This is a genomic window from Myxococcus llanfairpwllgwyngyllgogerychwyrndrobwllllantysiliogogogochensis, assembly GCF_006636215.1.
In the GTDB taxonomy this organism is placed as follows: domain Bacteria; phylum Myxococcota; class Myxococcia; order Myxococcales; family Myxococcaceae; genus Myxococcus; species Myxococcus llanfairpwllgwyngyllgogerychwyrndrobwllllantysiliogogogochensis.
In genome coordinates, this window is sequence record NZ_VIFM01000301.1 from 1 (window position 1) to 13,015 (window position 13,015).

The following is a 13,015-nucleotide window of genomic DNA, read 5'->3' on the forward strand; positions in this document are numbered from 1 at the left end:
AGCCAAGCCCCCGCTCGCCCCCCTCACATGGTCCCCTCGGATCGCTGAACTCGCTCAACAATGGGCAGATAGATGCGAGTTCCGACACCCCACCAGCAGCTCGGAACAAGCAACCTATCTCATCGGGCTTGGACTGAACTTCAAGCTTGGACAGAACCTCGCGATGGCGTCCGGCGAACTGACGGCCACTGACGCGGTCAAAATGTGGGGGGACGAGCGGGAGGACTTCAAATATGGCGTAGAAACCGGCAAGGTCGTGGGCCACTACACGGCAATCGTGTGGCGCAAGACGACACAGTTGGGATGTGGAGTGAAGGTCTGCAGAGAGAATACACCTTCCGCCTTCACGTTCTATGTGTGCAGTTACGGGCCGGCGGGAAATGTCTATCCTAATCATTTAAAGCCATACTAGGTCTTGCGACACTCTTGAGGAGTCCAGTCCTGGCCGATGGGTGTCCGCCCTTCGTCCTCAAGGTCCGATTTCGTTAGGGCCTCTTAGGAGAAATGCGGACCCAGCCACATAAGCCCTGGGAGTCATCCATGGGCCAGAAACGGCATCGCTCGCCCCGTGCCCCTGGAGGAGCCCGCCTTGTACGTCGTTGGGTTGGGTCGCAAGAATCTTTCGCGGCGCTGGGTCTTCCTCATTTCGGACATGCTTGGCCTGAGACTCTTGCTGTCGTGTCCATTTCTGGGAAATAGAGAAGCGACGCCTACCGGCAGGTCGCCACCTGTGGGAGGTTTGGAAGAGGCGATCATGGGTCACCTTCCGGAGAATAGTGAATGTCCCCACCACGCCCGACCTCACTAGGAAAGCAAAGAGACGCCATGAACACCTCGTTGCGCCACTACGCAGTCACGACTCTTGCCATCGCATCACTGACCGCTTCGCTCCCGGCGCTCGCGCAGCTTGACCGACCAAAAAGCGCGGTCTCGGTAACAGCGAAACAGATGGGCGCGCCACTGAATGGCAAGTTCAAGAAGTTCGATGCGTCGATTAAGTTCGATCCGGCACATCTTGAGCAAGCCAGTGTACAGGTGACCATTGACACCGCAAGCTTAGACCTTGGAGGGGAGGCGTACAGCGAGGAGTTGCACGGCAAGGACTGGTTCGACGTAGCGACCTACCCACGGGCAACATTCGAAGCGTCGTCCGTCAAGGCAGGTGGCGCTGGCAAATACGACGTAGCCGGCAAGCTGACGATTAAAGGCCACTCGCAATCCGTCGTCGTAGCTGTTGCATTCAAGGAGACGGGTTCGACACAAATTTTTGACGGAGAACTGTCAATCAAGCGCACACAGTTCAACGTTGGTGCAGGCAAATGGAAGGACACTTCTGTAGTCGCAGACGAAGTGGTCATCAATTTCCACCTCGTTGTCTCAAAGCGGTAGAGCCCTGGCCTGTAGGTAAAGAGTGGGTCCAGATGTTGCTGCCTATCGCTAAACCAGAGTTCGTGATTTGCGTTCAGACTGGGGAGCAGGCGGACGAGGCGGGAAGAGGGAGCAGGCGCACCTCTCGTTCGGCACCGCATCGAGCGGGAGTGGCTGGACCTTCACGCCAATATCCCCCGCAATCATCGCTGCCGCACCATGGCCCGGCTCATGGTGCGAGTGCATGCCTACCTCTCTGCTCGCAACACCCAACACACTGCCAGTCCATCCCTGCGCCGAGCCGACCTCAGGCGTGCCGTCTGAGGCCGGTCGAGAATCACGAACTCTGGTTTAGCGAAACTCCAAATACCGCCGTCCAACTGGGCACGAAGGAGGGTGCAGCGAGCTATGCCCCACTGCTCCTGGGCCCTATCACCTACAACCTCTGGCCGCTCCCCCAACTCTTTCCGTCAGGGCCGGTGTCGCTCCGCCTCCTTGAAGTACTGTGTGAGCAAGCAGTTCAGCAGCGACTGGCGGGACTGCATGTACCGACGGGCCCGGAGGAAGGGCAGCCAGACCGGCTTGCCGACGCGCACCTGGGACTCCTCCATCGTCTGCCGCAGCATTCACGTCCCTCCCAGTCGCCGCACCAGCACGTCTCCCAGGTAGGCTCCAGTGGATCAAGGGCAGGAGGAGTACAGCGCGTTCGAAGGCAGCGCCAAGCCTCTTGGTCCATACCACCCAGGGGTGAGACCCGGGCGGCCAGTAGCTCCTCGACGCCCCATGGAGGGCTAGCTACTGTCCCCATGGAGCGGCAGCATCTCCATGCTGCGGGGAATGCCCAATGCCCAAGAGGGTCCAGAGCGAGCTGAATGGCACGGTGTTCGAGGCCTCCGACTTCCGCTGGGCGCTGCTAACCCTCAACCGGGAGCGGACGCTGACCGACGCCGAAATGGCGGCCTCCCCGGCCCAGGAGCAAGAGACTGACGGACTGGCAGCGTGGGCGCGGACCGAGAAGGGTTGGGTGCCCGTCCACGTGCTGAAGCACCAGGAGCGGCCCAGTACGAATCACGAAATTGCGATGGACGAATACCGCCGGCTGGCAGGTGCGTACTTCCTGGAGCACTGGGATGAACGGGAACAGGCATATGCCGCGCTGTCTGAGCTGCCCATCTGGTGGGCTCAACCGGGCTCTCCAGACTCCGAACCGAGCGGGCTCATCGGAGCCATGCGCTTTATGGCAGGAGAGGAATGGGGGGCGAGGCGCGGCGTCATCGCACGGCGTGGCGGCGACGTGGTCGTCATCGATGAGGGGGGCGCGGTCCTCCGACCAGAAGAGGTCGGCCCCCTATCGCCACAGGAGAATCACCCGCTGGTGACCGCAGCCAAAGCCGTAGGCTACAAGTTCGAGTAGGCGTCTTTCTCCAACGAAGGTGGACTGACACCATGCAAATTCTCACCGCGTCCCCCATCCCAGAAGACAGCCGGCGGTACTGGGCCCTCGGCGGCGCGGAAGCGGCATTGGAAGCCGTGGATCGCGACATCAAGTCCGGGACAATCTCCATCCCCCACGCAGCCTATGTCCTTTCGACGGTGCCACTCGTGGCCCTCGAAGAAGCCGCCCGGCGCACCGGCTATCGGCATCTTCGTGATGCTCTCGACGATGATGCCTACCAGGAGGCCTTGTACGTGGCCCTGTCGTTTCACCCAGAGCTGGAGGCGACACTCAACCGCGGCGCCATCCAGTACTGGTTGCGGCTGGCCTGGGAGGATGGGGGCCGGGACACCCGCACCGTGCCTGCGACATTGGCCGCCCAACTGCGCCCCCTGGAGCTGCACGGGTACCGGACGGACGACCTCCGACTTCCGCGCCGAGGGCTCCACCTCGTCGTTCCGCCGGAGGCGGGCCTTGAGCTGTCCGACAGTAATCGGGTGAAGTGGACGGCGACCGACCTACTCATTGTGGAAGAGTCGGAGCCACACCTTTGGCGCCTGTGCCTCGAGGCGCTCACCGGCGAGGGGCGGTCCGCGCACGTCCTAGCGATGCACCTTCCACCAGGGATGTCCCTGGAGACCGCCGTGGCACAGCACGAGGCGAAGGCCGCTCCAAACTTCGACTGGCGTCCGCTTTGGACATGGGCGCTTGGGGCGGTGCTGTCGCTGACGCCACCAGCATCTCGGGCCTAGCACGACGACTGCGGCGGTAGCTATTGACCCCACCCAGCAACCGCCGCCGGCATGCTCACCTTCGCCCCAGTCAGGGCCGGTACCGCTCCGCCTCCTTGAAGTACTGCGTGAGCGAGTAGTCCAGCAGCGACTGGCGGGACTGCATGTACCGGCGGGCACGGAGGAAGGGCAGCCAGACGCGCTCGCCTATCCGCACCTGGGACTCCTCCAGCTTCTGCCGCGGCACCCAGGTGCCTCCCAGCCGCCGCACCAGCATGCCGCCCAGGAAGGCCCCGAGCGCCGGAGCCGTGTGCTCGTCGATGAGGTCCCGCTCATACCGCTCCGGGAAGTTCTCCCGCCAGAAGTAGAAGTCGAGGTCCGTGAGGGATTCAGGTGTCGCATCGAAGATGCTGGGCACCTTGGTGTGCAGCGCAGCTACGAGGCTCTCAGCCAGGTCGCCGTAGTAGCTGAGGACGCGCTCCGGGTTCTCCACGTTAGAGGGGAGGGCCACCGGCAGCCACTCCTCCGGCTCGGGCGGTCGGAAGGCGTTGAGCTCGGCAATCTTCCGTTGCCGCTCGTGTATCGGGGCCCTATCCACCACTCGCGAAAGAAGCGGCGCCAATTCTGGATGGAAGTTGGGCTCCACGGGTGCGAGCGCAGCACTGCGCTCCCTCAACGTGCGAAGAATCGTGTCGAAGGCAAGGTCCGGCCGTAGGTGGGCATGGGCACGGGCCTGGGCCACGCGTGATTCGTCGCTCGCGAAGTCCGCAGCAGTGGGCCACAGCACCAGGAGGACGGAACCGTCGGGGAGTTCTTCAACCCGGTGTGCAGGAGTCGAGAGCATTCGCTCCCTGCCTACGGTCTCGACCAGCTTCGGGCCGAAGACGTTCAGCCAGCACACCTCGTAGATCTTATCGAATCCGTCTCGGAGTGAAATCTCCTCGTCACGTCCGTAGTAGGGAGCACCTGCCAACTCATCATCAGCCATGCTGTGGGCTGAAGCGTATGAAACTGGGTGGCGCAAGGCCCACGCGCGCACCAGCTCAGTGAAACTTCGACACCGCTCGACCTCCGAAAACATGGACAAGGGCTGCACGCCAAGTGAGACGCGCAGACATGGCGTGCGTGGAGGGAAGCTCAGTCTGAGCGTCATGTCGACTGGCGGCCACTCCGTGCGATAGAGCCCGATACTCGCGCTCTTCTCGCCACGCTTCTCCTCCAGTGCCTTCCAGACCGCAGCTCTAGTGTACTTGCGTTGGCGCTTGCCGCTAGCAACGTCTGGCATCCAGCCATCAGCATGTGACTCTAGCGCCTGCAGGAACGGCGCAAGCTCTTCCTGGCGGTCCGCTTGGTAGTTGAAGGCCCCACTAAATGAGAACTCGAATCGGTCCTCTGGATTGAAGTCGTGAAAGTCCAGCACCTTCATTGAACAAACACCTCCACTCCAGCGATCTCATCCCGAACTTCGCGCAGCGCATTCGTCAAGTCCTTGGAGTTCGCAGGCTTGAGTTCGCCACCCTCATAGACCAGACGGACCCGCTGAACCCGCGTCTTCTGCCGAATCTGCTTCCGCACAATCTTCAACTCCCCACCGTAATACCGTAGGGCATTTCCCGCGTCCTCGACCATCTGCGCCACCAAAGCGTCCTCCTTCAGCAACGAGAGGTCCCGGCTCTTAAAACTGAACGTCTCGACACGGGGCATTGCGCCAGCAGCGGGCCCATCCTCGATGACGAGCACGTCCGCGAAGCGCAGGTCCGCCTTCGCTACCCCTACGTGCGTCACGATGCGCGGCTGGTCGAAGTCCTTGAGCCACTTCCGCTTCGCCCGCGGCAGGGCCGCGTCCGCCTCCAGGATGGCGACCATCTCCCTCTCGAAGGCCAGACCCCGGGCATACCTGTCGCGCACGAGCCGGTAGCCGGCCCACTTCAGGGGGCCCTTCTCCGCGATCCCCTTCTGGATTTCCGCAGCCCGCGTCTCCAGGTACGCCACATAGTCGGTCCAGAGAGGCTCTGCGGTGACTTCGACGGGAGCCGCCCTCCGCAGAGCCTCGCGGTGCTTCGTCAGCTCCGCCACGTCCATCGGCAGGCGCTCTCCCGGGAACTCCGCCTCCAACTGCTTGAACTTCGCCTCCGCCACCTCGACGGGGATTCCGGCCGCCTCGGGAGGCACGGAGGGCCGAGTACCACCCCTTCTCCCGGAGCCCCCGCCGGCAGATGCGCCACTCGGTGGCTCGCGGTACCGCACGGCCAATGTGGCCTGTGCCTGCGCGACGTTGCCTCGCGCCTCGTACAGCGCCAGCGCGCCTGCCTCGCCCCACTCCGCCACCAGAATGGCTGCGTCCCGGTCCTGCTGGAGATAGCGCGCCAACTCCCCCACGACGCTCTCCCCGACTCGCGCCTCCAACCTCTCCAGCGCCGCCTTCAGCGACTCCACGCGGGACACCACCGCCTGGAGGCGAGCGCGCTCCAGCCGGGAGACGCCAGCGTCACGAAGCGCGCGCGCCCCCTTTCCTCCCGCATACAACCCCACCATGAGGGCCGCGGGCGCCAACTGCCGCGTGGCCTCCTCGTACTCCCCCTTGGCGAGTGAGACGCCGCCCTGCGCCGTCCCTGCCGCCAGGTGGTAGAAGCCCAGCGGCACCCCGAAGGTGAGGGAGTCGAAGGACGCCAGGGCCACGTTGCTGGGCGCGAAGGCCCCCAGGAATTGGGCGTTCTCCACCTCCCGGTACGCTTCCTGGTAGGGCGGTGGAAGCTGCGCGGGCAGCGCGGACGCATCGATGCTCCGGCTTCCTCCGACGAGGGGAATGGAGGCCGCGACGTCATCCGCGGCCCGTCCCAGCCCGCGCGCGATGTCGCCGCCGCGGAAGTTCCGCTCCGGGAAGTCTGCGAGGGCCATGCCTCGCTGCTTCAGCTCCTCGCGCACCACCTCCATGGCGCCCAGGGCGCGCTTCAGCAGCTTGTCCTCGGCCAGCAGGCGCAAGAGCTGCCGCACCTCGTCGTCGTGGGTGGTGTGCAGGACGAAGAGGGCGAAGACTTCCGCCTTGGCCAGGCCGTGCTTCTCGACGGCGGTGGAGAGGAAGGCCGCGCGCTTCTTGAGGAGGACGCGGGCAGCCTCGGCCTCCAGGGGGCCCAGGGCGCCCAGCCGGACGGCGTTCCAGTCCGAGAGGGCCTCCACCAGCCGGGGCATGTCCGCCTGGCGCTGCAAGGCCAGGAAGGCCGCTGGTGTGGTGCACCCGAGGAAGGGCGCCAGCACCTCGTCCTCCGAGTCCAGGTGCGGCCAGCCCGCGGAGACGTCCCCGCACACACCTGCCAGGCCCCCCACCACTCGCAGGGGCGCCGTTTCTCCTCCGCCGGGATTCGGGGGAGACGGCGTGGCCCGGCGGCGGTGCAGAAGCGGTCCGTCCGCGGACTCCGCGTCGAAGTCCTCGGGCGCATCGTCCTCGGGGAGACTCGCGACGGCACCGCGCCCCAAGGCAGCCAGGGGCGTCGCGCCCGAGACGGCAGCCAGGGTGCCTCCAGGGCCTGCCCGTGAGGGCAGCGAGGCACACCCCGACGTCAGGAGGGACAGGGCCAGCACCAGGCCCACCGCGCCGCGCGGCAGTCGCTCAGCGCGCATTGTCCACCCCCAGCCCCACGGCCGCGAAGCCTCCCGGCCGCAGCGTCCCGTCCGGCGTGGGAAACAGCAGCGTGCCGCCCTGCCCCAGCGTGTAGAGGTTGCCCCCCAGGAAGCGCCACCGGGCCTCTCCCGAGACAACGTAGCGCGCCCCTGGCTGGCCCATGGCCGTCGCCAGTCCGCCGACGCCCACCGTGAGGTTCCGGTGGAAGAGTTGCGCCTCCACCCGCCCGTCCACGTCCACCCGGCCCCATGAGAAGGCCTCCACTCCCAGGGAGAGGAAGAGGTGTCGCTGGCGCATGCCGCTCAGGCGCACTGCGTCCCAGTTGAGAATCACCTCCCCGTAGGCGGAATACCCCTCCGGGAAGGACGCCTCCGCCAGCGGCACGGCGGCCGGACCCGCCACCTGGAAGCGCGCCAACTCGTAGTCCGGGCCGAAGGCGCCTTGCCGGAAACCTCCGCGCTGAAGACGGCCCTCCAGGCGCGCGCGCATGTCCACCGTCGACGTCAGCGCATCCAAGCCCACGCCCACCACCGCGCCCCAGGCTCCACCCTCGCCCGGGCGTCCTCCCCAGCCGCCCAGCAGGTGCGCCTCAACCCTCTGCCCCTTGCGCCCTCGCCGTAGCACCACGGCGGTGGCGTCCAGGTGCGCCAGCGTCATGGGCCGCGCGGTGCCGCCCACCCTTCCCCAGTCATGCACCGCCGACAGCGCCAGCGTGTACCGCCCCGGGATAGGGGGGCGGCCGAAGAGGACGTGCTGCACGTCCAGGGCTACTTCAGCCCCCGCCAGGCGAGCGCTCAGCACGTCCGAGGCGAAGGCCTCCGCGTACACCGGCCCCAGCGTCCCCGTCGCGATGACGCCGGCCGGGTGGTAGTCGGGGTTGACGCGGTTGCCGTAGCGCCGCACCAGGTGCCCGGACAAGAGGGAGTAACCCTCCATCATGCCCAGCCACATCGAGTTGGGCGTATCCCCTCCCACCATGAAGAGGCGCACCACCTGCCCCCAGTCGGACAGCGTGTCCCAGTCCTCCTTCCTCACGAGGCCCGCGCCCTCACCTCCACCCCACAGCCGCAGTCGTACCGGCGCCCCGAGAATGAGGCGGAACGACTCCCCCTTCCCCAAGGCCACCATGGGCTCCACCTGCAAGAAGCCTTCTTCGGTGCCCGCGCCCCTCCGAGGCAGCAACGTCCACGTCGCCGCGTCCATGCGCAGCAGGTTCGTCATCGAAGGTGCCGAGTCGGGCGCCGCGGGTGCAGAAGCCTCCTCCTCGGGCTGAGCCTCTCCCTCTTCCTCCTCGTCGGAAGAGTTGTCGGAGATGGCCTCCTCCAGCCTGCGCACGGTGGCGTCGAAGTCCTCTGGAGTGTTGGCCTCCTGCGCCCCTCCGGCCCCGGGCAACAGCAGCAGCAAGACGACGGCCCAACTCCCATGCATGCCCATCGACGCCTCCGTGGCAGGCCCCAGCAGGGGCGCTCAGCACAGAGGTTCCCTGTTCAGTCCGACAGGACGGCAAACCGGGTGGGGAAGTGGACTGCAAGAGTCACGGGCGACCCGGCCCTTTGGGAGTATAGACAGACGTGCCACGCCACGTCCCTGCGCACCAACAGCAGCGCTTCACCGTCGGGCCATCTAGACTACGGCCCCTCCGGCTCGGCAGCCAGAGGGGCGTTCACCCAATCAGGGCCGGTACCGCTCCGCCTCATGGAAGAACTGGGTGAGCGAGTAGTTCAGCAGTGCCTGACGGGATTGCATGTACCGGCGGGCGCGGAGGAAGGGCAGCCAGACGCGTTTTCCAACACGCACCTGGGACTCCTCCATTTTCTGCCGCAGCACCCACGTCCCTCCCAATCGCCGCACCAGCACGTCCCCCAGGTAGGCGCCTAACGCCGGTATCGTGTGTCCGTCGAGGACGTCGCGCGTGTAGCGCTCGGGGAAGTGGGTCTTCCAGAAGTGGAAGTCGAGGTCCGTCAGCGACTCAGGCGTCTCCTTCATGATGGAGGGCACATCCGTGTGAAGCACAGCCACGAGACCTTCGGACAAGTCTCCGTAGGATTCGAGGACGCGCTCCGGATTCGCCACGTCCGAGGGATGGGCGACAGGGAGCCACTCTTCCGGCACGGGCGGCCGAAAGGCATTGAGTTCGGCAATCTTCCGTTGCCGCTCGCTAATGGCGAACTCGTCCGGAAGCCGAGTCAGGAGCGGCGCCACGTCAGGGTGGAAGCGCGGCTCGACTGGTACGAGTGCGGCGCTGCGCTCCCGCAGCGTGCGCAGCACCGTGTCGAAGTCGAGGTCCGGCCGCAGGTGGACATGGGCGCGGGCCTGCGCCACGCGCGCTTCCTCGCTGGCGAACTCGGCGGCAGTGGGCCACAGAACCAGGAGGACGGAGCCATTGGGAAGCTCCTCCACGAGGTGCGCAGGCGTCGAGAGCATCCGCTCTCGGCCAACTGTCTCCACCAACTTCGGACCGAAGATGTTCAGCCAGAACAACTCATAGACCTTGTCGAATCCATCTCGTTTCCATGTCTCATCATCGCGACCGAAGGCGGGATCATCCGTAAAGCCCCAGTCAGCCGAGCTGTGCGCCGCCGCGTAATGAGAAGGGTACCGAGAGGCCCAGGCACGAACCATTGCCACAAAGCCGCGACTAGCCTCTTCCTGCGCAAAGAAGGAGATCGGCTGGACATTAAGGCTGACGCTCAGGTCGGGTTCTTCTTGCGTAAGCCCAAGAGTAAGCGACAGCGACACGCCGGGACTCTCTGAGCGAAATAACCCAATGCTCGATCCGTAGGCGTCGCGTCGCTCGTCAATCGCGCGCAGCACTGCGTCTCGGGAGTATTTTCGGCTCCGCTTCGCCTTGACAAGCGTTGGCACCCAACCGTCTGCATACTTCTCAAGAGCATCAAGGAATGGCGCCACTTCGGACTCCACCCCATCCCTCGGATTGAATGCCCCATCATAAAACAGGCGCAGACAATCTGCCTTGTTCAGGTCATGAAGCGTTAGCGTCTTCATTGAGACAGCACCTCCACCCTGGTCCTCTTCTGCGCGTCGGTCGCCGAGCGCGTAAACAGCTTGGTATCTTCGGGTAGAAGTCCCTTCTCCTCATAGACAAGGCGCACTCGCTTTACCTCCGCCTGCTGGCGCATACCGTCCCGCACAATCTTGAGCGTTCCACCGTAGTATTTCATGGCGTTGCTGGCGTCCGTTCTCACCTGCACAGGTAGCGCATCTTCGCCCAGAACGGCCAAGTTCCGACTCTTGAAGCTGAACGTCTCCACCCGAGGGGGCTGACCCGGAGTGGGCCTCTTTTCGATGACAAGCACGTCCGCATAGCGAAGGTCCACCTTCGAGACTCCGACGTGGGTCTCGATCTGCGGCTCGTCGAAGTCCTTGAGCCATGTCCGCTCGGCCCGCGGCTTCGCCGCATCCTCTTCCAAGATCGCGACCATCTTCCTCTCGAACGCCATACCCCGGGCGTAGCGGTCACGCATCCCCTGGTAGCCCTCCCACAGCAAGGGACCCTTGACGGCGTCACCGTCCTGAATTTCCTTCAGCCGGCTCTTGCGATAGGCGACGTACTCCTGCCAGCGCCGCGCCCCCTGCTCGACTCCCGGCGGTGGCTCCTCCAGCTTCGGAGCCATCTGCCTCAGCAGCTTCACGTCCTTCGGGAGCCGTGGACCCGAGGCCTCCAGCTCCGCCTGGAACAGCTTGGCCCTCGCGGATTCCGTTGCGCCTACCTCGGCGTCTTGGGCGAAGAGGTCCAGGTTGTCGAACTGCCTCCTTCTCGCCGAAGACCGGGCGGGCTCGCGATTCGCTCCTCCTCTCGTCGCTGCATCCTTGGAGGTCTCCCGGCTTGCCGCCTGCGCCTCCGCAACGGACACCTCGGCGTTCCGCTCGAAGAGGTCCAGGTTGTCGGACCGCTTCCCCGCCGAACCCCTTGTGACCACGGGCTTTGCGGACTCGCGGCTGGCCGTCTCCATCAGCAGCGCCTGCGCCTTCGGCAGGTTGCCCCGGGCCTCATAGATGGCCATGACGGCAGGCAGCCCCTCTGTCGCCGCGAAGAAGGCAATCCTGCTGTCGCCCCGAATGAATGAGAGGATGTCGCGAAATACTTCTGGGCTGAACCGCTCCTCCAGCTCCTTCACCACGGCCTTCAGCGCTTCGACTTCCGATGCGGCGAGCCGCCGCAGACTCGCCCGCCCACCAGCGTTGGACTCCACCAGCGCGCGCGCGCCCTTGCCCCCGGCATACAGCGCCACCATCAGCGCGGCCGGAGCCAACTCGCGCGTGGCCTGCTCGTACTTGCCCTGCGCCAGCGAGTACGCCCCGTGCCCCGTCCCGGCCGCCAGGTGGTAGAAGCCCACCGGCACACCGAAAGTGAGGTGGTCGAAGGCCCCCGCCGAGACGCTTCCCGGCGCGTAGTGCCGCTCCGTCAACGCCTTCCACACTTCATCGAGGGCGGCCTGGTAGGGCGGTGGAAGCTGGCTGCGCTTCACCGTCATGAGGTCCGAGTACTGGGCCTCAACACTTGCCGGGCTGCTGGAGAGCATGTCCCGGCCCGCGCGCCCCAGCCCGCGCAGCACGTCGCGCGCCTGCTCTCCCCGCTCCGGGAAGCCCTCCAGCGCCAGGCCCCGCCGCTTCAGCTCCTCGCGGACGACGGGCATGCCGCCCAGCGTCTCGCCCAGTTGCTTGTCGCGAGCCAGCAGCTGCACCACCTCGCGCAGCTCGTCGTCGAAGGCCGAGTGCAGGACGAAGAGGGCGAGCACCTCGGAATACGGCACGCCGTACCTCTCCACGGACGTGACGATGAAGGCCGCGCGCTTACGGCCCAGGGCGACCGAGGCTCGTGCGTCCAGAGGCCCCAGGGCTCCCAGGCGGACGGCGTCCCAGTCTGTGAGGGACTCCACCAGCGCGGCCATGTCCACCCCGCGCTGCATGGCCACGAACTCCGCGGGCGAGGCACATGCCAGGAATGGCGCCAGTACCTCCCGGCTGGAGCCCAGGCGGGGCCAGCCCGAGGGCAAGGCCTTGCCGCCACAGGCGAAGGCCCCTCCCTCTCCGCTCGAGCCGCGCGTTCCCTCCTCGTGGACGACCCTGCCGATGACTCCACGTCGAAAACCCATCGGTGCCGGCTTGGATGGCCCATCCGCGGAGCCCGACGCCTCCCCCTGGTACACACCCGTCGCCGCACTCCTCGCCGCCTGGGAGGGCACGGAGAGGGGACTGAAGGCCAGGACGGCCCCACGGCGCGCCTGGCCCGGCCTCGCCGGCAACGAGGCGCACCCGGAGGCCAGGAGGGCCACCACCAGCGCGAGGACAGGCCTACCGCGCCAACGCCGCTCAGCGCACATTGTCCACCCCCAGCCCCACGGAGGCGAAGGCGCCTGGCCTCAGCGTCCCTTCCGCAGTCGGGAAGAGCAGCGTGCCGCCCTGCCCCACCGCGTACAGCTTGCCGCCCAGGAAGCGCCACCGCGCGTCACCCGAGGCGAGGTAGCGCGCTCCCGGCTGGCCCGCGCCCACCGCCAGGCCACCCACCCCCACCGAGAGGTTGCGGTGGAAGAGCTGCGTCTCCAGCCGGCCGTCCACGTCCACCCGGCCCCAGTTGAAGACCTCGGCGCCCATCGACAGACGGAAGTGGCGCTGCCCCAGCACGCCCAGGCTCTCCGAGTCCCAGTTGAAAATCACCTCGCCGTGGGCCGAGTACCCGTCCGGGAAGGGCGCGTCCGCCTGCGGCACGGCAGTCGGGCCCGCCACCTGGAAGCGCGCCAGCTCGTAGTCCGGACCGAAGGCACCCTGACGGAAGCCTCCTCGCTGAAGGCGGCCTTCCAGGCGCGCGCGCATGTCCACCGTCGAGGACATGTACTCCGC

9 protein-coding genes and 2 pseudogenes are annotated in these 13,015 nt (G+C 66.1%); 4 read left to right on the top strand and 7 right to left on the bottom strand.

Annotated elements, in window-relative coordinates; genetic code table 11:
- Both FJV41_RS42340 and FJV41_RS42345 read left to right on the top strand, forming a co-directional pair.
- On the top strand, positions 1–412 hold a 412-nt coding region (locus FJV41_RS42340; protein WP_246137765.1), incomplete at its 5' end, for a CAP domain-containing protein.
- Between the two features lie 413 nt (positions 413–825).
- A complete protein-coding gene (locus FJV41_RS42345; protein ID WP_141648312.1) occupies positions 826–1,389 on the top strand; it encodes a YceI family protein in 564 nt (187 codons plus the stop codon).
- A 449-nt stretch (positions 1,390–1,838) separates the two neighbouring features.
- Here FJV41_RS42345 and FJV41_RS42355 read toward each other — a convergent pair.
- Positions 1,839–2,042, bottom strand: a pseudogene (locus FJV41_RS42355) (hypothetical protein); the annotation flags it as partial.
- Between the two features lie 170 nt (positions 2,043–2,212).
- Here FJV41_RS42355 and FJV41_RS42360 point away from each other — a divergent pair.
- Together FJV41_RS42360 and FJV41_RS42365 are read left to right on the top strand one after the other, a co-directional pair.
- Entirely contained in the window at positions 2,213–2,782 is a 570-nt protein-coding gene (locus FJV41_RS42360) for a hypothetical protein (protein WP_141648313.1), read from the top strand.
- A 32-nt stretch (positions 2,783–2,814) separates the two neighbouring features.
- Entirely contained in the window at positions 2,815–3,555 is a 741-nt protein-coding gene (locus FJV41_RS42365) for a hypothetical protein (RefSeq protein WP_141648314.1), read from the top strand.
- A gap of 70 nt (positions 3,556–3,625) precedes the next feature.
- On the opposite strand, the gene FJV41_RS42370 is transcribed toward FJV41_RS42365, so the two are convergent.
- The 6 genes and pseudogenes from FJV41_RS42370 to FJV41_RS42395 form a co-directional block, all read right to left on the bottom strand.
- A complete protein-coding gene (locus FJV41_RS42370; RefSeq protein ID WP_141648315.1) occupies positions 3,626–4,960 on the bottom strand; it encodes a hypothetical protein in 1,335 nt (444 codons plus the stop codon).
- Positions 4,957–7,152 carry a hypothetical protein gene (locus FJV41_RS42375; protein ID WP_141648316.1) on the bottom strand — a complete coding sequence of 732 codons (2,196 nt, stop codon included), beginning with the start codon at positions 7,150–7,152 and terminating at the stop codon, positions 4,957–4,959. The genes FJV41_RS42370 and FJV41_RS42375 overlap by 4 nt, the downstream gene beginning before the upstream one ends.
- Positions 7,142–8,587, bottom strand: a complete 1,446-nt coding sequence (locus FJV41_RS42380; protein ID WP_141648317.1) for a hypothetical protein — start codon at positions 8,585–8,587, stop codon at positions 7,142–7,144. The genes FJV41_RS42375 and FJV41_RS42380 overlap by 11 nt, the downstream gene beginning before the upstream one ends.
- Positions 8,588–8,824: 237 nt before the next feature.
- On the bottom strand, positions 8,825–10,159 hold the full coding sequence (locus FJV41_RS42385) for a hypothetical protein (protein ID WP_141648318.1): 1,335 nt from the start codon (positions 10,157–10,159) through the stop codon (positions 8,825–8,827).
- Positions 10,156–12,498, bottom strand: coding sequence for a hypothetical protein (locus FJV41_RS42390; protein WP_141648319.1), 2,343 nt, complete (start codon positions 12,496–12,498; stop codon positions 10,156–10,158). Before FJV41_RS42390 ends, FJV41_RS42385 begins: the two co-directional genes overlap by 4 nt.
- Positions 12,488–13,015: pseudogene (locus tag FJV41_RS42395) on the bottom strand (hypothetical protein); the annotation flags it as partial. The pseudogene FJV41_RS42395 and the gene FJV41_RS42390, both read right to left, overlap by 11 nt.